Below are 22,400 nucleotides of genomic sequence, written 5' to 3'. Positions count from 1 at the left end.
TTTCAAATTAGAAAAGGGGGCTTTTAACATTGAAAATAGTTATTTGATATCGTCTTTACGGCGTTTGCTTGCAAGACGCTGCTTGCGCTTGGGGCTTATATGATAGGTTAAATAGCCGCCAACAACCATCACCGCAATAAATGCCACGATATATAAAAATATTGATGAACCGATAAAAGTAGAGGGTTCCATGACCGTAATCTCATTAGGGCTTATCAATAATTATGCGAGCGAGGCGGTCTATTGTAAAGTAAACAAGTTTAGCTCAGGTGTAAGTTCCAGTGAACGTAAACGCGCTGCTTGATCATAAACGTTGGCGGTGACAATCAATTCATCTGGCTGATACTGCGCAAGGAATTTCGCAAGTTTCGGTTTGACCGTTTGTACAGAACCGATAAATGACACGGATAAAGCATTGTCTACCATCATTCTCTCAGCAGGACTCCAGATGCTATCCATATCATAAGTGGGCATTGGCATTTGTCCGCGCTCGCCTCGACGTAGACGCACAAAGCTTTGCTGCGCTGAGGTAAAGTGATATTGTGCAGTTTCATCATCATCGGCAAGTAATAAGTTTGCCGCTAGCATCACATAAGGCTTGTCCAAATACGCTGATGGTTTAAACTGTTCGCGATAAGCAGTGATGGCTTGACCGAGCATCTGCGGAGCAAAATGTGAGGCAAAGACGTATGGTAGCCCCAAATGTGCCGCTAAGGTCGCGCCAAAAAGCGATGAACCCAATATCCAAATAGGAATGTTTGATTTCGCCCCTGGGAATGATTGTACAGGGCTATCGTCTGTGCTATCGCCTAAGAAATATAGCAGTTCTTGTACATCTTGTGGAAAACGATCGGCGTCTTGCATTTGACGACGCAGTGCCTGAAAGGTAGCGCCATCTGTACCCGGTGCGCGCCCTAGACCTAAATCTACGCGGTCACCATATAGCGCCTGTAAGGTACCAAACTGCTCGGCAATGACTAGCGGTGCATGATTGGGCAGCATGACGCCACCTGCACCGATGCGTATGCGCTTGGTTTGACTGCCGATGTGCGATAACAGCACGGAAGTCGCTGCACTAGCGATACCAGGCATGTTGTGATGCTCGGCCATCCAATAACGGTTAAAGCCGGATTTCTCTGCTTGCTGAGCGATAGCAACTGTCTGTGCAATGCCTTCAGCGATGGTTTTTCCTTCAGGAACGGGTGCTAAGTCTAAAAAAGATAATGGAATTGTATTGCTCATGATTCACCTATTGTTATGATGGCGCTTTTCAACGACATTTTTATAGTTGGTTTTTTTAAACATCAGTAATAAAAAGCATTCTGATTATTCAATAGCTCATAAGATGGGGCAGTTATAGAGAATATAAAGGTCAACGCCCAAGGTAATAACAAATCGTAATAATTCGAGGCGCGTATAAGAGTGCTGCGCAGATTTCTTACCGAAATAAATAGTCTTATAAAAGAAAAATACAAACGGCACCGTTATCAATTGATAACGGTGCCGTTTGTATTTTTAGCAAGACGATTATTAAGCCATGCTGCTTGAAGTCGCTGTTAATTGCTTAAGCGCTGCTGCTTAAAAAGCTACTGATTACGTTAACAGCTACTGACTAAATTGCTTTTGGCATAACTCCATAAAGGCGCGTCCGTATTGACGGATTTCTGCATCATCACGTACCGCCATCCAGCTGGTAAAACGTCCAAAATGATCAACAGGAATGGCAGTCAAATTCTGATAATGACTTGGCTCAAATGCCATTTCGGCGATAATGCCAATGCCCAATCCTAATCCCACATAAGTGCTAATCACATCGGCATCAAGCGCTGCGAGTACAATATCAGGCTCAAGTCCTGCGTCACTAAAGGTTTTATCAATAGCGCCGCGCCCTGTAAAACCGCCGTGATAAGTCACAATCGGATAGCTGGCAAGCGTTGGTAAATCAATCGATTCTAGTCCTGCAAGCTCATGGTCGCTTGGTACAATGACCCGATGCGTCCAGTCATAATAGCGGTAGCAACGCAAATAGTTATTGTGTAATAACGATTCAGTGGCAATACCAATATCTGCCTGCCCGCGAATGACCATCTGGGCGATGGTTTCAGGATCTGCCTGTTGCAGGATTAAATTAACCTTGGGGAAGCGCTCTTTAAACTCTTTGACCACTTCTGGCAATACATAACGCGCCTGCGTGTGCGTGGTGGCAATCGTTAACGTGCCAATATTGGGATTATTAAAATCCAGACTGAGGTTTTCAATGGTACGAATTTCAGCAAAGATAGATTCGATGTGCGGCATGAGTGCTGTGCCCATGGTGGTCAGACCCGTCAGGCGTTTGCCTTGGCGCACGAACACTTCGGTTTTAAGCTGGTTTTCAAGTGCTGCAATATGTTTTGATAGACTCGATTGGCTGGTATGCAGCACGGTTGCTGCTTGACTTAAATTATAGCCATTAATTACCGTATGCCACACTGTTTCCAACTGCTTCAGTTGGATTTGTAGATGCCGCTGATTGACCACTACGTCGATTGCCATCACTTAACCCTATTGTATAAATATACAAACCCTGTCTGTATATAAAAATAAAAACGTACAAATACTCAGTAAGTCACCAGTGTAAATCAAAGCTATTATTCTTGTATATAATAAATAGCTATGAATTTATGTTAATTAGGAATATAGAATAGTTTATTTAACTTAAATGGACAAGTTGATTTGAAAACAAGATACGGTTAGAGAAAGTCATTTTTAATACTTGAGTGAGTTTTTGATACACGACGTTACCGTCATGAAATAAATAAGGTGGCCGAATGCTATGGTTATTAAGTTAATGCAAAAACATCTAGTCAAGGTTAGCGTTCTCAAGTACCATAATTCAATTTTGTGCTAATGATGGTTTTATGCAACGCTGAGCAATTTTTATCGATCCTTTTTATCTATAATCAATAAGAAATGATTGATAAAAATTGTGCGCAGTTGTGTTCTTTTGTCTCAAGTTTTGGTGAGTTATTATGTCTGCTGTCCAACCTGTAACGCCTGATCAACCGATTGCCAAAAAATCATGGGGAGAAGCCGCCAAAGCTTATCTAGACCCACGTGTCATTATCATGCTGTTTTTAGGGTTTTCAGCCGGTATTCCCATTTTGCTTATTTTTTCCAGTCTGTCATTATGGCTAAGAGAAGCAGGCATTGACCGTGGTGTGGTCACCATGTTCAGCTGGGCAGCATTAGGGTATTCATTTAAGTTTATTTGGGCGCCATTAATCGACGCGCTACCGGTGCCTTTTTTGACCAAATGGTTGGGTCGTCGCCGTAGTTGGATGGTGGTATCACAGCTGCTTATTGTATTGGCTATCTTTTTGATGGCGACGGTCAATCCTGTTAGCGAAGACGTATTGGTTTATATGGCGGGTGCGGCGGTTTTGCTGGGCTTTTCTTCTGCCACCCAAGATATCGTCATTGATGCTTACCGTATTGAGCTGGCACCGCCATCGATGCAGTCTATTTTGTCCTCTATCTATGTGTCAGGTTATCGCGTTGGTATGATTGTGGCTGGGGCAGGCGCGCTATACTTAGCAGATTATTTCGGTTCGACGGAAAGCTTTTATAGTTATGAAGCGTGGCGCAATACCTATTATATTATGGCTGGGGTTATGACTTTGGGTATACTGACCACCTTTGCCAGTTATGAGCCAACGGCTGAGATTTTGCAAAGTCATAAGCAAAAAAGCAACCTGAAAGTTTTCCTAATTTACTCAGCGTTACTACTGATACCAGCCTTATTGTTCGGCGTTATATACCTTATCAATATCCTTATTAATAAGGTCTTTGATAGTACCATTGCACTGATACCGTTAATGGCAATGCCAAGTATTAAGTTTTACTTTTTAGCGCTGGTGGTGTGTGCGCCTCTGCTGCTACTGTACTTTATGATCAATCAACCCAAAATTATCAATAAAGCGCCATTGGTAGCGGAAACCCGCGAAGACTATGTCAGATTGGTTTTATTGTTTGTGTTTGCCGTCGTCGCATTTATCGCGGCCTATGTATTAATAGGGCAGATACTGCCAGAGTTTGAAGGCGTGTTTGTCAGCTTTATTAGTGAGACATTGCATTTACTGATAAGCTTAGCCGCAGCAATGGCAGCAGGTTATGCATTAGTAAAAGTAGGTTTAGTCAAAAAAGAAATTGCGATGGCGACGTGGATTGAGCCTATCTTAGACTTCTTTAGACGCTATGGTAAAAAGGCATTATTGTTATTAGCGCTGATTGGTTTGTACCGCATATCGGACATCGTGGCAGGGGTGATATCAAACGTCTTTTATCAAGATATGGGCTTTAGTAAAACCGATATTGCCAATGCGGTAAAATTGGTTGGCGTGATTATGGCCATTGCTGGTGGTTTCTTAGGTGGGCTGTTGGCGCAGCGTTTTCGTATCATGCATGCCATGATGATTGGCGCTATTCTCGCTTGTGCGACCAATTTATTATTTGTGGTGCTGACCTATAATCCAGGCAGTTTGCCCATCATGTATATGGCGGTAATTTTTGATAATTTAGCCGCAGGTCTTGCTAGCGCGGTATTTATTGCTTTCTTATCGGCGTTGACTTCAATACGTTTTACCGCGGTACAGTACGCTATTTTTTCTTCGTTAATGACGCTTATTCCTAAGGTCATGGGTGGTTATTCAGGCTCTATTGTAGATAGTATGGGCTATCCGTTCTTCTTTATTTTTACCTTTGCGATTGGTATTCCTATTTTAGCGCTGATTTACTTTGTCGATAAACATATCGTCATTGGTGATAACGATGATATTTATGGCGACAATGACAATAATGGCGATGGTGAAGGCGGCAAAGGTATTGGCGATAAGTTAACCAAAGCCAATCCAAAACTAACGGATACCAAAGAGCCACCACGGGCATCAGAGTAGCTAAGACAATAAAATATAACCAGTTCGACAGGCTTATTCAGTAAACAGTAATTTTACGAGTTATTTATGACAGCAGCTACCATTGGTCAAATAAAACAGCAGATTCAGCAATTGACGAATGCAGCTGCAAGCAGTCATTTGCCCTCGTTTTGGCTCACTGATTGGTTGTTATTTGTCATTGAGCAGCCAAGCTCGTTTTTAATCACTGATGAAAACTATCAACTGAACGATAGCGAGCTTGCGCAATTTCATGCGGGTGTGACTAAGATGCAGCAGGGCACGCCCTTGGCATATTTAACGGGACAGCAAGAATTTTGGTCACTGAACTTTAAGGTGAATGAGCATACGTTAATACCGAGACCGGATACTGAGATATTGATTGAACAAGTATTAACGTGGATAAACTCTCGACCAAAAATCGCAAATGATGATAAAAAACCAAAGCGACTATTAGATTTAGGGACGGGCTCAGGTTGTATTGCTATTAGCTTAGCGCATGAGTTAAAACAAAGCTGTCAAAATAGTTCAACAGAAAGCTGGCAGGTTGTTGCCGTTGATTTATCGCTAGAGGCGTTAAAAGTCGCTCAGCACAATGCAATGGTAAATGAGGTTGCTGATATCGAGTTTATTCAAAGTAGTTGGTATGACGCGCTGTCTACTCAGGATGAGCCATTATTTGATGTGATTGTGTCTAACCCGCCTTATATTGATGAAGAAGATGAGCATTTAGCAAGACTAGTTGCCGAGCCGATTAGCGCCTTAAGTGCTCCCAATCATGGACTTGCCGATATCGAGTATATTGTCCAGCAGGCGCCGAAACATTTGAATGTAGGTGGGCTTTTAGCAATTGAGCATGGCTTTGATCAAGGTTCAGCGGTTCGTCAGCTGTTTTTAGACAATCGCTTTGATTCTGTCCATACGGTTCAGGACTTTGGTGGGAATGACAGGGTGACTTTGGGTCAGCTGTCATAATGGGTTATTGTAGTGAATGGGTTTTAGACCCCCATTATTTTAATAATAGTGTTTTTAATAGCAGGTATTTTTAGTAATACGTTTTTTGATTATAAATCGTGGTGAAAAATTGTGGTAGAAAGTATGACGCAGTCAAAAGAAACAGGGCAGCTAGTGGATGACGAGCTGCTGCGTTATGCACGGCAGATATTGCTTGATGGTTGGGATATCGATGCTCAATTACGCTTAAAAGCATCGCGCGTCGTTATGATTGGCGCAGGCGGTCTTGGTTGCCCAGCTTCTGAAACGCTCGTGCGGGCAGGATTGGGGCAAGTGCATCTAATAGATGATGATGTGATTGAAGCCAGCAATCTGCAACGGCAAACGCTATTTTTACCTGAAGATATCGGCAAACCTAAGGCGCTTACAGCTGCGCAAATGCTCAGCAAAATTAATCCTCTGATTAGTGCCGGTGGGACAGTGGCAAGATTGAGTGAAGACAATGCTTATGAGCTGCTTGATATGGCATCTGGCACGCCTGACCTGCTTTTAGACTGTACTGATAATTTTGCCACCCGAGATATCATCAATCGTATTAGTGTTCGTTATCAGATTCCGTTGTTATCCGCTTCAGCGATAGCGATGCAAGGGCAGTTGGCATTATATGAGCCGCACTTGGATACAGGCTGCTATCATTGCGTCTTTGGTTCTGTGGTACTTGATGCAGAGGCGGATGAACGTACCTGTGCCAATTCAGGGGTGCTTGCCAGCACGACAGCTATCATGGGTAACTTACAAGCCAATGCTGCGCTGCAATATCTAGGATTAACCAAAAATCCACTGACAAATAAGCTGTTAATATGGGATGGTAGCCAGATGCAGCAACGGCTGATGGGCTATCGCAAAGATGCGCATTGTCCGATTTGTACTAAAGATTAGCAAATACTTAACCATTTTCAGTCTCTGTATCCTCATAATCTCCTTTTTATTACCATAGTTGTTTCTTATGAAAATTCATCGCCCGCATTTACTAAAGCATACCTTTAATGTCGTTAATCGTGTTCGCCAAACTGCAAGCGTTGCTGGTTTGTCAGCGCTTAGAATTGCAAAAGGTGAAAAACCTGATGCCATGCTGCTAAAGGAAACCTTTGAACAATTAGGTACGACTTACATTAAAATTGGGCAGTTTATCGCCAGTACGCCGTCATTGTTCCCGCGTGAATATGTTCAAGCATTCCAAAGCTGCTTGGATCAAACGACGCCATTATCCTATGCTTACATTGAACAGGTATTAAAAGAAGAGCTGGCCGTTGATGGTCTGACGCTTGAGGAGATGTTTGCTCATATCGACACAAAACCGTTAGCATCAGCCTCTATTGCCCAAGTACATGCCGCGCGTTTGCATAATGGCGATGAAGTGGTATTAAAGGTACAAAAACCGGGCGTTGAAACCATTATGCAAACGGATTTGGGCGTGTTGCACGGCGTGACCAAATTGGTTGAGCTACTAATGCCTTCGATGCGCTTTGCCAGTATTGCGCCTATTATCGATGAAATTCGTTTGCGTATGCTTGCCGAAACAGATTTTATCGCTGAAGCGCAAAATATTCGTGATTTCCAGCAGTTTTTAGCGATATCAGGAAATACACGCGTCGTCGCGCCGACCGTCTATGAAGAGCTGACCACCAAGCGTGTGCTGACCATGAGCCGCTTATACGGCGTCTCTATGGTAGATGAGTCCGTCATGCGCCAGTATTGTAATGACCCTGCGCAAGTGATGGCAGATACTTTGAATACCTGGTTTGCCAGTTTGATGCTGTGTAATAGCTTCCATGCGGATTTGCACGCGGGTAATTTGATGCTATTAACTGATGGGCGTATTGGTTTCTTGGACTTCGGTATCGTTGGTAAATTAAAAGCTGAGAGCTGGCGCGCCTGTATGGGTATGATGCAAGCAATGCAAGACAGCGATTATCAAGCAATGGCGCGCCATATGATTGATATGGAGATGACCCATGGCGGCAACCAAGTTGACGTCGCGGCATTGGGCAATGATTTGCAGCGTATGATGAAAACCATTATGGCAGAAGACAAAGCCTTTACCAGCGGCGTGCCTTTTAACAGCAAAGAGCAGGCCGATGAATTAAATAAGATGATGCTTGAGATTGTTGAGGTCGGTAAGCGTCATGGTATTCATTTCCCACGTGACTTTGCTTTATTGACCAAGCAAATGCTCTATTTTGACCGCTTTATGCGCACGCTTGCCCCTGATATGGATATGTTTAGCGATCAGCGCGTGCAAATGTTAGGTCAAGCAGAAACAGCCGAGTAGGCGAGTCCTCCAGTCCGAAATATTTCTTAGTAGTAAGCATTATCTTTATAACTCTTTTATTCTATTTTTAATTGGTTATGTATTAGTACTTTTGGCTGCTTTTAACACAAAGGATTGTGTGCTTCTTGCCACAAAATGGCTCTGTCATGATGACTGCTTTTAAAAGCCGTGCTGCTACTATTATTACCAATCAAACGGCGATTGCTTGTATAGGGTTATATTGTCTGGCGGTGGTTATGGGGTTTGGGCGGTTTTTATTTACCGCAACCTTACCTGATATTATGACACAATTATCGTTATCGACGGTCATTGCAGGTTGGCTGGCTTCGGTCAATTATAGTGGTTATTTTATTGGCGCGCTGATTGCGATGTTTGTGCCCCAACGTTTGACATGGCAAATGCTCATAGCATGGACAGCAGTCAGTATCGTTACTACCATGCTATTGGTGGTGCCAAATCTATCGTTGAATAGCTGGTATGTCATCCGCTTGTTATCTGGTATCGCCAGTGGGGTGGCGATGATTTTAAGCTCATCGCTAGTGATTCAAAGCTTTAGTCATGAGCGCCGCTCGGTACTTTCAGCCTTACATTATGCGGGCATTGGCGTCGGTATCAGCGCCTCTGCCGTCTTGACATGGTGGTTATTAACACTCGGCTATCATTTCGATATCATTTGGCTAGTAGCAGGGATTATCAGTCTACCGTTATTATGGCTGCTTTATGCCATTAGACCGCAAAATCTGATTTCAGCTGATTTATCATCATCTAAATTATCGTCCTCTAACTTGCAGTTCCCTAAGCGACAATCCTCTAAGCTATCATCCCTTAAATCACAGCCTGTTAAATTAAACCGCAGCAATCAGCGCCTATCCATACAGCAAACTTATCTTAATTTTAAACGTTCTTTATATGAAGCGGTGGCTGGTCATACCAAGGCGATTGTATTACTGTCGGCAAGTTATGTATTGGCGGGGTTTGGTTATATTACTTCAGCGACTTTTTTGCCCGTAATGGCAACGCAGCGGCTTACGACACAAAGCTATGCAGGGTTACTGATTTGGCTCGTAGTTGGTATCTTTGCCATGCTATCGAACCCTATTTGGGGCGCGCTTGCCAAGCGCATTGGCGAGACCAAAACCTTGATGGGTTTAACGTTATTGCAAGCGTTTGGTATGTGTTTGCCAATATGGTCTGATGGTGCTATTGGCTTATATGGTAATGCAGTGATTTTGGGCTTAACCTTTGTCGGTATGGTGTCAATGACACTTAATTTGATTAAAAATATCAATCCCGCTTACTCAAATTTATTAATTGGGCTGGCAACTTTGGCGTATGCAATAGGGCAGTTCATAGGGCCGCTGGTCACGGTGGCGCTGGCAGGGAAACAGGACAATTTTAACGCCGGTTTATTGGTCGCGGCTAGCGGTTTATTACTAGGGTTGGTTTTAGTTTTCTTTTTTCAGCGGCAAACTCAGTCATCTTCTAATTGATAACTAGAATTAATGAAAGGAAACAGCCACAGCCACATTAACCGTCAAACTAAACCACGCTACGACTAAATACTTCTCGTAGCTCAAAGCTGGTATGCACTTGGGCGACGCCTTCGATGCGATTGAGCCTATGCAATAAAAACTCCTCATAATGCGCCATATCACGTACACGCACTTTAATTAAGTAGTCTTCAGTGCGACCGGTGACGATACTACAGCTAACCACCTCATCGAAACTTTGAATTTTTTCTTCAAAAAGCTCAAAGCGATCTGCAGTATGGCGATCCATACTAATCGCAATAAATACCGCCAGAGGATAGCCAAGTTTTTGCGCATCGGTCTGGGTATGGTAGCCGGTGATGATGCCTGAATCTTCTAAGCGTTTGATACGGCGCGCGCAAGGGGTTGCCGATAAGTTAACCCGTTCGGCAAGCTCGGTAATACTCATACGTGCTTGGGTTTGTAATAAGCGTAATATCTGTTTGTCAGTATCGTCAATATCTATGGCTAAAGAGTTTTCCGTATGGTTATTTAACATCGAATATCGCCTTATTGGTGAATTACAGCAATTATAATCATAATTGTGCATTTTTTCACTAAATTACTATAAATTTTGGTGAAATAAAGCTGATTTCTAACGCAGAAACTTTGTTATTATAATGGCATAAACTTTTATTATCTCGTATGATAAAGAATGATTTGGTCATTAGTTGCCCAGCTAAAATCTACACTTCAACTCAGCTCTTTATGTTATCTAAGGATTGATTATGCCTAATCAAGCAACACGCCATGCAGACAACACCTCTGCAAAAGTTACCCCAAAAAATGCCGCTTTCGATTTCCGTAAATATCGTCCATTTGCGTTTGCACCTGTGCTGACAGATCGCACTTGGCCGAGCAAAACGATTGAGAAATCACCAATTTGGGCAAGCGTGGACCTGCGCGATGGTAATCAGGCGTTAATCGATCCAATGACGATTGAACAAAAAATGCGCTTTTTTAAAACCTTGGTCGATGTGGGTTTTAAAGAGATTGAAATTGGCTTCCCATCAGCGGCACAAGTTGAGTTTGATTTTGCGCGCAAATTAATCGAAGAAAACCATGTGCCTGCTGATGTCACCTTGCAAGTATTGGTGCAGGCGCGCGAGCATTTGATTGCCCGTACTTTTGAATCATTAAAAGGGGCGAAGCGTGCCATCGTCCATGTTTATAACTCAACGTGCCGTATCCAACGCGAAAAAGTATACGGTAAAAATAAAGCTGAAATTAAAGAGATTGCCATTACCGGTGCGAATTTATTGGTCGAATACGCGGCCAAATATCCGGAAACAGAATGGGTATTCCAGTATTCACCTGAAAGCTTTAGCCAAACTGAGACGGAATATGCAGTCGAAGTCTGTGACGCGGTTTGTGATGTCTGGAAGCCTGAAAACGGTCAAGAAGTGATTTTAAACTTGCCCGCGACGGTTGAAGCGTCAACGCCAAACGTCTTTGCTGACCAAGTTGAATATTTCTGTCGTCATCTTGCCAAACGTGAGCATGTCACTATCAGTTTGCATACCCATAATGACCGTGGCTGTGCGGTAGCGGCGGCTGAGCTTGGCGTGCTTGCTGGTGCCGATCGTATTGAAGGCACCTTGCTTGGTAATGGTGAGCGTACCGGTAATATGGATATCATGGTCATGGCAATGAACTTGTTCAGCCAAGGCGTTGATCCAGAGCTTGATTTTAGTAATATGAGTGAGATTGTACAGGTGGTGAGCGAGTGTAATAACTTGCCACTTCATCCTCGTCATCCGTACGTTGGCGAGTTGGTGTTTACCGCCTTTAGTGGCTCGCATCAAGATGCCATCAAAAAATGCCTCGATTATAATGAAAAGCATGCCGAGCAGACCGAAAATGTGTGGGATGTGGCGTACTTGCCAATTGATCCGGCGCATATCGGTCGCAGCTATCAAGATGTGGTTCGTATCAATAGCCAGTCTGGTAAAGGCGGCGTTGCTTATATCTTGCAGCGTAACTATGGCTTTAACTTGCCACGCTGGATGCAGATTGACTTTAGCGGTGTGGTACAAAAACAAGCGGAAAGCGCGGCCCGTGAATTGCAGAACGATGAAATCTTACAAACCTTTGAAGACACTTATTTGCAGCAAGGCAGCTTTGAGCTTCTAGATTATAGCGTCAATAATAAAGGCGGTGAGGTGTACTTTAACGGTCAAGTACAGATGAATGGTGACGCTATTACTATTGATGGTACAGGTAACGGTCCTTTATCATCGTTTATTGACGGACTCGCCCAGCATACGGGTAAATCCATTCATGTCATCAACTACGCTGAGCATGCGATTAATCCGCAGCACAATAGCGGTGATGGTATCGATGATGATACCAATAATGATAACAAAACCAACGCCAACGCTGCCGCTTACATTCAGCTAAATGTCGATGGTGAAGTTTACTCAGGCATTGGCACTTGTAGCAGTACCGTATCGGCGATGCTTAAAGGCGCGTTATCCGCCTTTGCTCAAGCAGTAAATACCGCCGCTGCTTAATAAAATTTATACTATTAATATTAAAACAGTATTAGTATTAAGACGGTTCATTTAATACGGTAACCTATAACGTCATGGCTCTTGCAACCGGCAAATCAGCCATGGCGTTATTTTTTTATGGAAGAAAATATCATAGTAGCGTGCTATTTTAAAGGTACTCTTTTTATATTGAAATCATGATAACTGAGTGCGTGCTTAGCGACGTCTTTACGACTGATAGCATAATGTTACTTGTGTTTTTGGTGTCTAAGACTTACGCTAATGTATATATCATTCATTATTATAATAGTAGAAAAACAAGGTTAATTATGGAACCTATATCATTTGCTTCATTTACATTGGCATCTATTTTAGCTTCACTGCCAGCGAATGGTGAAGTCGTCAGTAAGCCCACGATTACCACGCATATCAGTCCCGCCATTGCCGGACAGTGGGAGATAGATTTAGACAGTAGTATCACAATGACTAAAGAAGCGGAGGCCAGACAAGCGGCATCCAAGCAGCAAAAAGTAAAAAGTGTTGAGCCAAAAGTAAGCGCTGATACGAAAGATGGGCTACTGAGCCAAAATGAAAAACGTATTGTTAATATCAAGCCGAGCAGCAGTCAAAAACTGATGGCTTCAGCAGCGAAATCCAATCAATGCCGTGAGTTATATAACTTTGCTGCGGATAATGAGATGTGGGCAGTCAGTGGTAAAGAATGGACCTATGGTCGCTACCTAGTCACTCACCGCGAAGAGGGTTTGCCGATTATTGCTCTCAAAACAGTCTATGACAACAATGAGGTAGATTGCTCAGGCAATCAGATAGATCAGACTGATGAGGCGCTGATTGCGTTTTTAAACCATGACGGTAATCAGATGCAGTGGCGTGCCGACCCTGATGGTACAGAATGCTTTATGAATTTCACTAGAGTATTACCATAATATTTTATTATCATTTATAAACTGTTATCTATAAAATTTAAAAATGTCATTTATAAAATCCAGACACAATAAAAAACCGCTATCTATTTGGATAGCGGTTTTTTTATTAATTTTCTTGTAAAACAATAGCATTTAGACAGACTATGAATCAGCCTTGTCTTTATTAGCCGTTAATAACTCTCTTTCAAGATAATGAATATTTTGTGCTTCATGGACAAATTTATCATCAGCCAAAATTACATCACGATGCATCGGTATATTGGTCTTAATACCTTCAATCACCAATTCATCAAGTGCGTGCAGGGTTTTAGAGATTGCTTGCTGACGCGTTTGACCATGGCAGATAAGCTTGCCAATGAGTGAGTCGTAGTAACTTGGAATCTCATAGCCGGGATAGAGATGTGAATCAAAGCGAACGCCAGCGCCACTAGGTGAGTACAGCTGAGTGACAGTACCGGGTGATGGCATAAAGGTCACTGGATCTTCAGCATTAATACGACATTCAATCGCATGACCTTGAACTTCAATTTCGCTTTGACGATAAGATAAACCGTAGCCCGCTGCGATTTTAAGCTGCTCAACGACCACATCGATACCTGTAATCATCTCGGTGATGGTATGCTCAACCTGTACACGGGTATTCATCTCGATAAAAAAGAATTCATTATTTTCAAATAAAAACTCAAATGTCCCAGCACCGCGATACTTGACCAGCTTACAGGCTTTGACACAGGCATCGAGGATAGGCTGACGTACATCATCAGGGATATCAGGGGCAGGGGCCTCTTCTAATACTTTCTGATGGCGGCGCTGTAAAGAGCAATCACGGTCATAAAGATGAATCGCATTACCATTGCCGTCGCCAAGTACCTGTACTTCTACGTGGCGCGGATTTTGTAGATAGCGTTCCATATAGACCGTATCGTCGCCAAACCACAATTCAGCTTCTTGCTTTGCCGCTTGCACTTGACCAATAATTTCCTCAAAGCGCTCAACAACGCGCATACCACGACCACCACCGCCTGCAGCTGCTTTAATAATAAGAGGAAAGCCAATGTTGCGTGCTTGCTCTTCCGCATTGTGCATGGTCACCGCACCCACTGAACCGGGTACCGTTGGCACACCTGCTTTTTTCATGGCATTGATGGCAGAAACTTTATTACCCATTAAGCGGATATGATCGGCGTTAGGACCAACGAAGGTCAATCCAGCTTCTTCGATACGCTCAGCAAACTCAGCATTTTCAGCCAAAAAACCATAACCGGGATGAATGGCGTCAGCACCAGTAATTTCAGCGGCGGTCAAAATCGTATTGATATCAAGATAGCTTTGGTTGGCATTGGGTTTGCCAATACAGATTGCTTCATCAACAAAGCGTAAGTGCATCAAATTTGCATCAGCGGTAGAATAGACGCCGACAGTCTCTATGCCAAGCGCCTTACAAGCTCGAACGATACGTAGGGCAATCTCACCTCTATTGGCGATGAGCAGTTTTTTTATCATGGGGTCATCCTTGTTGAAGCGGCAGTCATTGATAAAGTCGCTATTTTAGACATCATAAAAATAAATGACGATACAACTCATTTAGGTAAATTGAGCGCTGATGCCGTATCAATAATAACGAGGTCTCAATCATTACAAAGTAAAGGTTGGAAATAGCGTTACGCTTTGTAGCGTATGACCGGCTGACCAAACTGCACAACTTCAGAGTTATTTACTAAGATTTCATCCACAATACCGCTTTGAGTCGCTTCAAGAGGATTCATGATTTTCATGGCTTCGATAATACCAAGCGTGTCACCCGCTTGTACTTTTTGTCCAACCTTTACAAACGGTGGATCGTTAGGGCTTGGGGCTGAATAGAAAACACCAACCATCGGCGATGTCTCAACGCTACCAGCTTTGATAGCAGCTGTGGCTTCAGCAGCGATTGGCGCAGCGCCAACAGTTGGAGCGGCCATCATCGTTGGTGCAGGCGCATCATAGTGACGAGTTAAGCTAATATGTTCGTCGTCTGAGCTGATTTCTAAATTAACCAGTTCACTTTCTTCCATGAGTGCGATCAGGGTGCGTATTTTTTCAATATCCATAATTTTAATTTTGCCTTGTACTAAATTCGAGAAAATAGTGTAACTAAATATTGTGTTGGTAATTGCTAATGATACCTATATTCACGCCAATGAGCAATCGATGTACAGTTGTTAACTGAGTTTTTTTACATATTATGACGTAAGCTATCTTATAGAGTAAGAAATACTTAATGATTTATCATAGTCTATGTGACAAGGTAGCGCTAGTAATGGTTACTAGACGCTACGATTGGATAAAGGTAATGACAGCATTAAGCCCACATCATGGTTAAGCGTTTTTGCTGATAGCGCAAACGTACGGTAAGCAAGATGGAAGATAGGAATAAGCCGGTGATAAGTGCCATCCAAAAACCTTGCGCGCCAACGTCGGTAAAGCGCACGAGATAAATACCAAGTGGTAGGGCCACGAGCCAATAACAAAATAGCGTGACCCACATCGGTATGGTGGTGTCTTGCATACCGCGTAATATACCGGCGACATTGACCTGCCAACCATCAAATAACTGATAGGCTAAGGCAAAGATAAGTAGGTGCATGGCTTGGGCTGTGACATCGGGATTGTCGGTAAAGGCCGCGGCCAATTGCGGTCTAAATAACCAAATGCCAAGCATACAAGTAAGGGCAATTATTACCGTCCATATCAAACCTGTGGCTTGTACCTGACGTAATGCCATCAGGTTTTTCTCACCAAAGCGGTTGGACACCATAATCGTCAGCGCCATCGCGACTGAGATGGGAATCATAAACAGCTGCGAGGTCACCGATAGCGCCACCTGATGCGAGGCGGTTGCAAGCTCGCCTAAGGGGCTGATTACCAAGGCTCCTAAGCTAAATAAACTGGCTTCAAAAAAGATAGAAATGCCAATCGGGATACCAAGCTTTAATAGTTTTTTGATTTGCGTGCGATTGGGACGGGCAAAAGCATAAAAGAAGCGCGTACTAGCAAACTGTTGACGCTTAGTAAAACTGGTATAAGTCGCTAATAGTATGACATTAATCCAAAGGACTATTGCGGTTGCAACCCCGCAACCTGCGCCGCCCATCTCAGGCATGCCAAATAAACCATGGATAAAGATATAGTTAAGCGGAATATCGGCAAGCAGCCCGATGATACTGATAACTGTCACAGGCTCCGGTCGACCAAGCGCCTCACAATAACTGCGCAGTACCGCATAGACCGCAATCGCAGGGAAACCGAACGATACCCCTCGTAGATATTGGGAAGCGATAGGTTGGATGTTTTCAGGCACACCCATCACCCCAAGTATATTGGGTGCCAGATTGACAATAATAAAACCGAGAATACCGATGACACCTGCCGTCCATAAAGACTGTTGGGTGATGTGTGGTACTTGGCTGTGTTTGTTTTGACCGATTGCTTCGCCAATGAGCGGCGTGGTGGCGATTAAAATACCGGTCGCCAATAAGAATAATGGCAGCCAAATACCGGAACCAACAGCGACGGCGGCTAGGTCAAGGGCAGAGACTTGACCGGCCATAATGGCATCGACAACCCCCAGCGCGGCTTGGCAAAACTGGGTAATTAAAATAGGCAGTGCAAGTACGCCTAAGCGTAAGCTGTAACTTTTAAAATCTCTGAAAGATAATGGGAAAACCATAATAAGCAACTTTTTATTCTTTGCGGTAATGATTGTAGATGAGCAAATGCTGCCATCAACAAGTTAATAGCAAGACAGTAAAATAGGATTGGTGCGACGATAATACTCCGATAAATAATATGAGCAAGTCCAATCTGAGTAACAATAGGCCGGTTAGGTATAAAAATAAAAATGGTAGCCCTAAAATAAAAATAACCCGTCAATTCGCAAGTAGAATCGACAGGTTATTATTAAAAATAATGGTAAACAAGCTTAAGTCTGATGTCAACGTTCTAGACGCGTTTGTTAATACTAAAGCATCGCTTTTTCTTGAATTTTAAGGCGTTGTAAGCCATGCAGTAAGCGTCAAATAGAATTAGTCTCATACGGTATGAGATTAAGCTCTTCTGCCATATCCATAATCGTGTTCCAATGCTTGGGTTCAAGCGGCAGAATGGTCAGCTGCTCACAGCCTTTTCTCAGCAACAAGGAATCTTCAAGCGCCGGCAAGAATTTAAGTTGGGCTAAGGGCAATATATCCGTAAAAGCCTGCTCAAAAGTCACATCTACCATATACCAGCGTGGCTTATCTTCAGTTGCTTTAGGGTCATAATGTCGATGCTCAGGATGGAACTGGGTGATGTCAGGGTAGCCGGCCTTGCTAATGGTCACGATGCCAGCGACGCCAGAAGGTTTAGCGCTCGAATGGTAAAAAAATACTTTGTCACCGACTTTCATATCGTCACGCATAAAGTTACGGGCGCGGTAGTTACGCACGCCATCCCACATCTCCGTGCCCGCACGTTGTAAGTCTTCTATATTAAAACAGCGGGGATTGGATTTGATAAGCCAATAGGCCATGGTCTTTATCCTTGTAAAATTATTAGTGTAATAATAACGGTTTAATAGTCATGAGTTTAAAAGCTGCTCATCATAGATTCTCATCTTATATGGTCATTGAGCTTTTTTTGTATTCTAGCTATGAGCTATCAGCTTAAACACCATTTTGTGTCACTGCTTTTATGTCTAATTTATGCTGATTAGGCTTTTCTTTAGCTCGCCCAGCCGTTATCCTAGCGCTACTTTCTGCTGATGATAGCAGCTACCCCTTTATAGATAAGTCCGATTATGTCAAATATCAAATCGTCTCATTTTTCTAACAACCTTGGCTCTGTTAATCGTGATAATTCAAATCATGACAATACAAGTCCTGACAGTATAAGTGCGCTCGATGTCAGAGATATTCCATTAGCGCTTTATATTCATATCCCGTGGTGTGTGAAAAAATGCCCTTATTGTGATTTTAACTCGCACGAGCTGCCGATGGACAGTCAGCTGTCTATGTATGACGAATATGTTGATACGCTATTACTTGATGCGGCGTCGCAGCAATCGTTAACACAAGGGCGAGAAATCAGCTCAATATTTATCGGTGGCGGTACTCCCTCGCTGCTGCCCATTGCCCAGTATCAACGCTTATTTAACGGTTTGCGCGAGATTTTTAGGTTTGCCGGTGACATTGAAATAACGATGGAGGCCAATCCAGGCACCCTTGAGTATGCGCCATTTGTGGAGTATTTAAAGGTAGGCATCAATCGTTTGTCGATTGGCGTACAAAGCTTTGCTGCTGAGCAGCTCACCACACTGGGGCGTATTCACAATCCAGCCCAAGCGCTCTCTGCCATTAAAGCGGCTCGTCGCGCTGGATTTGAGCGCGTCAATGTGGATTTGATGCATGGGTTACCGCAGCAAATGATGAGTGAAGCATTGAACGATATCCAAATGGCACATGACGCAGGTGCTACGCATATTTCATGGTATCAGCTGACCATTGAGCCAAATACCGTGTTTTATCGCAGTCAGCCGATTTTACCCGATGAAGATAGCTTGGCGGATATCGAACAAGCGGGTCAGGCATTGCTTGAAAGTTTGAGCTATAACAATTACGAAGTGTCGGCACATGGGCAGGTGCGTCCGATAAGCCTTGCCGTCACAACGTCAACTATTGGCAGTTTGGCGACTATCTGGCGATTGGTGCTGGTGCTCACGGTAAAGTCACCATGGATAAAGATGTCAGTCAAGAATTGATCGCTGAAAAAATGTCTGATGAGATATTAAAAAACGGGGCGGGTATATATCGCTTTAGCAAATCACGTCTGCCCAAAGACTATATGGGCTACCAAGATGAGACTAAGCAAAATAAAATAAACCAAAACAACCAAATGGTAACCATACCAAAGACGCTAATACCGCCAAAAATGGTAGGTTGGCAAGCAATTGCAAGTGATGAGCTGGTCAGTGAATTTATGCTCAATGCGTTACGTTTACATGATGGCGTGGCGTGGTCGTTGTTTGAAGCTCGTACGGGACTGAGCTATGACAGTATTGCTCTAGAGGTGAATAAGCTCATTAAACAAGGGCTATTGATAGATGATAATGAGCATTTACAGCCGACTGCATTGGGTAAAAGGTATCTGAATCAAATCTTAAGAGAGTTTTTGTAAAATCAAAAGATAAAAAAAGAGGCTTACCAAATGATAAGCCTCTTTAAAATAAGTCTAACAATATTCAGACTTAGATTTTGTTTTGTACTTCTTGTGCAGTACCGGTTACAGCGCCACCAGCACTTGAAACGTCTTGACCTAGACCTTTAAAAGTGTTGCAACCAGTTAGTACAAACATAGCAGTCAAAGATGCGATAACCAATTTTTTCATAATTTTTTCCTCAAAAAAGACAGGGTTGTTTTATAAGTAATAACAGTAAAACTTAGCGTTTTGCTTAAGTTTTACTGAGGGGTTGCAGGATACGATAACATTGCATGATAGGATAGCAATGTTTTTAAGCCATCTCGTTGTCCGTTACAGCCATCATAATCAAAGTTAAAATCAGAGCACAGTATCAAAATGTAATTATTGGCAGTAAACTGTAACTTTTGATTACGCCTGCTATATAAGCCAAATATAAAGTCCAAACCATTGACGGAGTTCGTATGACCATTCATATCGTGTTGGTAGCGCCAAAGATGCCTAGCAATACTGGTAATATTATTCGCTTATGTGCCAACAGTGGGGCGCAGCTACACTTGGTTAGACCGTTAGGGTTTGAGCTCGACGATAAGAAGCTACGCCGCGCAGGTTTGGATTATCATGAATATGCCCATCTGCAAGTACATGACGATTGGGCAATGACCAAACAAGCGCTGCAAGCTGCTGGTTGCGATATTATTACCGCCCTTACAACCAAGCTTAGCAAACCGTTTTATGACTATGATTTTAGCGGACAAACGACTGACCAATCAGACAATCAGTCGACTACTAGCCCATCATCAAATCATGTTGCGCTGGTTTTCGGTTCTGAAACGGCAGGGCTACCAGATGATATCCGCGCAGATATTGGTGCTAATAATTGGCTACGCTTACCAATGCTGGCGGATTCGCGCAGTTTAAATCTGTCTAATAGCGTGGCGATATGCTTGTATGAAGTCTGGCGACAGCAAGGGTTTGACGGTGATGAAGGTCGCAGTATCGGTTATGAGACCTTGACGGTTTATGATGCGAAATAAAGAAGATAGTTACGTTAAAAAGAGGTTAAAGAAAATTAAACTAATGATTTTCTTTAATCTCTTTTTTACTGCTTTTTTTATAAACCACGTTTTTTATAAACAATTAGGCGGTTTTGGTAAACCTGCAAGACGATTGACGTGACGGGCGACCAAACCAGTATTAAATAGCTGCTGGAGCTTTTGATTACTGATGTGATGCTCAGGTAAAGTTTGCTGTAGCCATTTAATCAGCGGGCGGGTAGCAGGGGCGTGATTAAATTTGACAAAAAATGCGCGCACCTGTTGCAAGATTGCTAAATGTTCAGCATTGATAATCACCTCTAGGCTATTGGCTAGCTGCTGGGCGATAGCAGGCGTCCAAATCGTATGGTCGCATAAATGTCCGTCTTGATCTAATTCAACGTTGAGCGCTGCTGTGATAGGAATGATTGCATTGTCATTATTCATAGAGCAATCGTCACCACTTTATCAAACTTAGCACCATTAGCATGAGTATTTTGAGTCATGGCAACCCAGTCACTATCGCTTAAAATAGCGGTTAATTTCGTAGTAAGGTTTAGCTTAGCGGTTGTATCAACATTAAGCTGCGCCACATCTTCGGCGAGGGCATAAATAGCAGCGATATCTTCTATCTCGATGCTCTCAAGGTCACCTAAGTAGGCATTAAACCAGTCAATAAAAGCGACCGTTGAGCCTAATAATATGATGCTGTCACCCGCACGCCACGTCGATGCCATCTGTTCTGTAGCGCGCCTGAGCGTATCCATGCTGCAATGTAATTGGTATAAAGTTGCCATAATCGTGTCCGCTTGCTTACTGTATTTATTGTTATATCAAACTAAATATTAAGAGTGAAGAGTTGTACTAGTACTAAAAGCTGCTACTAAAAAACCAGAATCTGGTCAAAATCTTGCGAATTTACTACCTCTGGAATCAAGGTTAATTGCGTCGCCAAATCAGCCGGTAGCATGCCCGCAATCCAACCGCTAAACACATCGTCAGGTAACCAAGCGGCTGGCATATCATATAACTCAAGCGACTGAATCATGCCATGCAAACGTGAGTTAGGCTGCATTAAAAAGCCAAATACAGGCGCATCCAAATACAGCTGCACCTCATGACCAAAAGTCGCTAAAGTTAAAGCCAGCGCGCAGCCTTCATAGCTTGCCATCTCGGTAGCTGTGTGCAAGCGAATGAGTAATTTCATGATGTATCCCTAATCTGAGGTATCGCTAGTCGTTATTGCTAAGCTGGTTTTTTATGGGCTAACTATTTATAGGCTGGTCATTTTCAGAGCGAACTATAATTCCAATGCTAATTAAAACTGTATTAAACGACAGTCACCTTGCATCATCATGGCAAGCTCACTCAGTCCAACCAGCTTAAAACCAGCGGCCAGATTTTCGCTATCTAATTGATGGCGAGTGCTATTTTCGCCATCTGAAATACCACGGCTGAGCGCCGTACTGACGCAAACAGGCAGCGCCAATTGATATTGCTTAGCAAGCTTTTGCCACGCTTGGGTGATACTCATCTGGTCTGCTGACTGCCAGCGTAATCGATTGGCGGTATTGGCGGCATCGGCATAGAAAAAAACATTCAATGGCGCGTACGGGTTTTTAAGGTCGTCGCTGTTATTGCTCTTATCATTATTATTTATGTTAGTGCTTGCTAGATAAGTACGAGCATAGCGTAGCGCAAGATGTGCCAGCGGATGGCTGGGATCAGCGGTAATTAATAATAGCGGGGTTGTGGTCGTCATAATCGCGGTGTCACTTATGATGAATGAGTATGAAGAAAAAAGCGCAACGCCTTAATTTTTTTAAGACTCAAGTTTTTTAAGCCTTTCAAACATTGGCTATTGTAGCATTATTCACGAAATTTTCTTGTGTTCGTCAGTTGTTAGTTAGTATAGGGCTGTCAGTAGCATGGTTGAGGATTTATGCTACTATAAAACGCACAAA

21 protein-coding genes and 1 pseudogene are annotated in these 22,400 nt (G+C 43.1%); 9 read left to right on the top strand and 13 right to left on the bottom strand.

What is annotated here, in order from left to right; all coding sequences use genetic code 11:
- Positions 1–39: 39 nt before the first annotated feature.
- The 3 genes from JMX94_RS04160 to JMX94_RS04150 form a co-directional block, all read right to left on the bottom strand.
- Positions 40–192 (bottom strand): hypothetical protein, encoded by a 153-nt coding sequence (locus tag JMX94_RS04160; protein WP_201563486.1) that lies wholly within the window; start codon positions 190–192, stop codon positions 40–42.
- A 48-nt stretch (positions 193–240) separates the two neighbouring features.
- Positions 241–1,242 carry an LLM class flavin-dependent oxidoreductase gene (locus tag JMX94_RS04155; protein WP_201563484.1) on the bottom strand — a complete coding sequence of 334 codons (1,002 nt, stop codon included), beginning with the start codon at positions 1,240–1,242 and terminating at the stop codon, positions 241–243.
- A 363-nt stretch (positions 1,243–1,605) separates the two neighbouring features.
- Complete coding sequence (locus JMX94_RS04150; protein WP_183617908.1) at positions 1,606–2,535, bottom strand: LysR substrate-binding domain-containing protein; 930 nt, start codon at positions 2,533–2,535, stop codon at positions 1,606–1,608.
- Positions 2,536–3,011: 476 nt separating this feature from the next.
- Between JMX94_RS04150 and JMX94_RS04145 the strand changes: the two genes are divergently transcribed.
- The 5 genes from JMX94_RS04145 (at position 3,012) to JMX94_RS04125 (ending at position 9,707) form a co-directional block, all read left to right on the top strand.
- Positions 3,012–4,934 (top strand): MFS transporter, encoded by a 1,923-nt coding sequence (locus JMX94_RS04145; protein ID WP_201563483.1) that lies wholly within the window; start codon positions 3,012–3,014, stop codon positions 4,932–4,934.
- Between the two features lie 66 nt (positions 4,935–5,000).
- Positions 5,001–5,906, top strand: coding sequence for a peptide chain release factor N(5)-glutamine methyltransferase (prmC, locus tag JMX94_RS04140; RefSeq protein WP_201563481.1), 906 nt, complete (start codon positions 5,001–5,003; stop codon positions 5,904–5,906).
- 123 nt (positions 5,907–6,029) lie between these two features.
- Positions 6,030–6,824 carry a HesA/MoeB/ThiF family protein gene (locus JMX94_RS04135; RefSeq protein ID WP_201563479.1) on the top strand — a complete coding sequence of 265 codons (795 nt, stop codon included), beginning with the start codon at positions 6,030–6,032 and terminating at the stop codon, positions 6,822–6,824.
- Between the two features lie 67 nt (positions 6,825–6,891).
- Positions 6,892–8,217, top strand: a complete 1,326-nt coding sequence (locus tag JMX94_RS04130; RefSeq protein ID WP_201563477.1) for an AarF/ABC1/UbiB kinase family protein — start codon at positions 6,892–6,894, stop codon at positions 8,215–8,217.
- A 146-nt stretch (positions 8,218–8,363) separates the two neighbouring features.
- Positions 8,364–9,707, top strand: coding sequence for a YbfB/YjiJ family MFS transporter (locus tag JMX94_RS04125; RefSeq protein ID WP_201563475.1), 1,344 nt, complete (start codon positions 8,364–8,366; stop codon positions 9,705–9,707).
- Between the two features lie 49 nt (positions 9,708–9,756).
- Here JMX94_RS04125 and JMX94_RS04120 read toward each other — a convergent pair whose 3' ends face one another.
- A complete protein-coding gene (locus tag JMX94_RS04120) occupies positions 9,757–10,245 on the bottom strand; it encodes an Lrp/AsnC family transcriptional regulator (protein ID WP_201563473.1) in 489 nt (162 codons plus the stop codon).
- Between the two features lie 229 nt (positions 10,246–10,474).
- Here JMX94_RS04120 and leuA point away from each other — a divergent pair, with 229 nt between their 5' ends.
- Together leuA and JMX94_RS04110 are read left to right on the top strand one after the other, a co-directional pair.
- Positions 10,475–12,259 (top strand): 2-isopropylmalate synthase, encoded by a 1,785-nt coding sequence (gene leuA, locus JMX94_RS04115; RefSeq protein WP_201563471.1) that lies wholly within the window; start codon positions 10,475–10,477, stop codon positions 12,257–12,259.
- Between the two features lie 308 nt (positions 12,260–12,567).
- A complete protein-coding gene (locus tag JMX94_RS04110) occupies positions 12,568–13,185 on the top strand; it encodes a hypothetical protein (protein WP_201563469.1) in 618 nt (205 codons plus the stop codon).
- Between the two features lie 141 nt (positions 13,186–13,326).
- Here JMX94_RS04110 and accC read toward each other — a convergent pair whose 3' ends face one another.
- The 4 genes from accC to JMX94_RS04090 all read right to left on the bottom strand — a co-directional run bounded on the left by accC (position 13,327) and on the right by JMX94_RS04090 (position 17,734).
- Positions 13,327–14,688, bottom strand: coding sequence for an acetyl-CoA carboxylase biotin carboxylase subunit (gene accC, locus JMX94_RS04105; RefSeq protein ID WP_183617923.1), 1,362 nt, complete (start codon positions 14,686–14,688; stop codon positions 13,327–13,329).
- Positions 14,689–14,846: 158 nt separating this feature from the next.
- Entirely contained in the window at positions 14,847–15,275 is a 429-nt protein-coding gene (accB, locus tag JMX94_RS04100; RefSeq protein WP_201563467.1) for an acetyl-CoA carboxylase biotin carboxyl carrier protein, read from the bottom strand.
- A gap of 251 nt (positions 15,276–15,526) precedes the next feature.
- Positions 15,527–16,894, bottom strand: coding sequence for an MATE family efflux transporter (locus tag JMX94_RS04095; protein WP_201563465.1), 1,368 nt, complete (start codon positions 16,892–16,894; stop codon positions 15,527–15,529).
- 345 nt (positions 16,895–17,239) lie between these two features.
- Positions 17,240–17,734: an EVE domain-containing protein gene (locus JMX94_RS04090; protein WP_201563463.1), complete on the bottom strand. Its 495-nt coding sequence runs from the start codon at positions 17,732–17,734 to the stop codon at positions 17,240–17,242.
- Between the two features lie 267 nt (positions 17,735–18,001).
- On the opposite strand from JMX94_RS04090, the pseudogene hemW reads away from it, so the two are divergent.
- A pseudogene (gene hemW, locus JMX94_RS04085) lies at positions 18,002–19,377 on the top strand (radical SAM family heme chaperone HemW).
- Positions 19,378–19,447: 70 nt separating this feature from the next.
- Here the strand turns inward: hemW and JMX94_RS04080 are convergent.
- Complete coding sequence (locus tag JMX94_RS04080; protein ID WP_144296920.1) at positions 19,448–19,588, bottom strand: entericidin A/B family lipoprotein; 141 nt, start codon at positions 19,586–19,588, stop codon at positions 19,448–19,450.
- Between the two features lie 275 nt (positions 19,589–19,863).
- Here JMX94_RS04080 and JMX94_RS04075 point away from each other — a divergent pair, with 275 nt between their 5' ends.
- Positions 19,864–20,436, top strand: a complete 573-nt coding sequence (locus JMX94_RS04075) for a tRNA (cytidine(34)-2'-O)-methyltransferase (protein ID WP_201563461.1) — start codon at positions 19,864–19,866, stop codon at positions 20,434–20,436.
- Positions 20,437–20,529: 93 nt separating this feature from the next.
- On the opposite strand, the gene JMX94_RS04070 is transcribed toward JMX94_RS04075, so the two are convergent.
- The 4 genes from JMX94_RS04070 to tusD form a co-directional block, all read right to left on the bottom strand.
- Positions 20,530–20,883, bottom strand: coding sequence for a TusE/DsrC/DsvC family sulfur relay protein (locus tag JMX94_RS04070; protein WP_201563459.1), 354 nt, complete (start codon positions 20,881–20,883; stop codon positions 20,530–20,532).
- Positions 20,880–21,233, bottom strand: a complete 354-nt coding sequence (locus JMX94_RS04065; protein ID WP_201563457.1) for a hypothetical protein — start codon at positions 21,231–21,233, stop codon at positions 20,880–20,882. The genes JMX94_RS04070 and JMX94_RS04065 overlap by 4 nt, the downstream gene beginning before the upstream one ends.
- Before the next feature lie 86 nt (positions 21,234–21,319).
- Complete coding sequence (locus JMX94_RS04060) at positions 21,320–21,643, bottom strand: hypothetical protein (protein ID WP_201563455.1); 324 nt, start codon at positions 21,641–21,643, stop codon at positions 21,320–21,322.
- A gap of 111 nt (positions 21,644–21,754) precedes the next feature.
- Complete coding sequence (gene tusD, locus JMX94_RS04055; protein ID WP_201563454.1) at positions 21,755–22,198, bottom strand: sulfurtransferase complex subunit TusD; 444 nt, start codon at positions 22,196–22,198, stop codon at positions 21,755–21,757.
- Positions 22,199–22,400: the final 202 nt, after the last annotated feature.

The sequence above is a fragment of the Psychrobacter sp. CMS30 genome, from assembly GCF_904846565.1.
Lineage (GTDB): Bacteria > Pseudomonadota > Gammaproteobacteria > Pseudomonadales > Moraxellaceae > Psychrobacter > Psychrobacter maritimus.
The sequence above is the reverse complement of the archived record's forward strand: the minus strand, read 5'-3'. Positions and strand labels throughout refer to the sequence as shown.

Coding starts and splice junctions, on each gene's coding strand:
- JMX94_RS04095 (WP_201563465.1), bottom strand. CDS start 16,894: ATGGTTTTCCCATTATCTTTCAGAGATTTTAAAAGTTACAGCTTACGC.
- JMX94_RS04090 (WP_201563463.1), bottom strand. CDS start 17,734: ATGGCCTATTGGCTTATCAAATCCAATCCCCGCTGTTTTAATATAGAA.
- JMX94_RS04075 (WP_201563461.1), top strand. CDS start 19,864: ATGACCATTCATATCGTGTTGGTAGCGCCAAAGATGCCTAGCAATACT.
- JMX94_RS04125 (WP_201563475.1), top strand. CDS start 8,364: ATGATGACTGCTTTTAAAAGCCGTGCTGCTACTATTATTACCAATCAA.
- JMX94_RS04110 (WP_201563469.1), top strand. CDS start 12,568: ATGGAACCTATATCATTTGCTTCATTTACATTGGCATCTATTTTAGCT.
- accC (WP_183617923.1), bottom strand. CDS start 14,688: ATGATAAAAAAACTGCTCATCGCCAATAGAGGTGAGATTGCCCTACGT.
- JMX94_RS04130 (WP_201563477.1), top strand. CDS start 6,892: ATGAAAATTCATCGCCCGCATTTACTAAAGCATACCTTTAATGTCGTT.
- JMX94_RS04065 (WP_201563457.1), bottom strand. CDS start 21,233: ATGGCAACTTTATACCAATTACATTGCAGCATGGATACGCTCAGGCGC.
- JMX94_RS04145 (WP_201563483.1), top strand. CDS start 3,012: ATGTCTGCTGTCCAACCTGTAACGCCTGATCAACCGATTGCCAAAAAA.
- leuA (WP_201563471.1), top strand. CDS start 10,475: ATGCCTAATCAAGCAACACGCCATGCAGACAACACCTCTGCAAAAGTT.
- tusD (WP_201563454.1), bottom strand. CDS start 22,198: ATGACGACCACAACCCCGCTATTATTAATTACCGCTGATCCCAGCCAT.
- JMX94_RS04060 (WP_201563455.1), bottom strand. CDS start 21,643: ATGAAATTACTCATTCGCTTGCACACAGCTACCGAGATGGCAAGCTAT.
- JMX94_RS04120 (WP_201563473.1), bottom strand. CDS start 10,245: ATGTTAAATAACCATACGGAAAACTCTTTAGCCATAGATATTGACGAT.
- JMX94_RS04070 (WP_201563459.1), bottom strand. CDS start 20,883: ATGAATAATGACAATGCAATCATTCCTATCACAGCAGCGCTCAACGTT.
- JMX94_RS04135 (WP_201563479.1), top strand. CDS start 6,030: ATGACGCAGTCAAAAGAAACAGGGCAGCTAGTGGATGACGAGCTGCTG.
- JMX94_RS04160 (WP_201563486.1), bottom strand. CDS start 192: ATGGAACCCTCTACTTTTATCGGTTCATCAATATTTTTATATATCGTG.
- JMX94_RS04155 (WP_201563484.1), bottom strand. CDS start 1,242: ATGAGCAATACAATTCCATTATCTTTTTTAGACTTAGCACCCGTTCCT.
- accB (WP_201563467.1), bottom strand. CDS start 15,275: ATGGATATTGAAAAAATACGCACCCTGATCGCACTCATGGAAGAAAGT.
- prmC (WP_201563481.1), top strand. CDS start 5,001: ATGACAGCAGCTACCATTGGTCAAATAAAACAGCAGATTCAGCAATTG.
- JMX94_RS04150 (WP_183617908.1), bottom strand. CDS start 2,535: ATGGCAATCGACGTAGTGGTCAATCAGCGGCATCTACAAATCCAACTG.
- JMX94_RS04080 (WP_144296920.1), bottom strand. CDS start 19,588: ATGAAAAAATTGGTTATCGCATCTTTGACTGCTATGTTTGTACTAACT.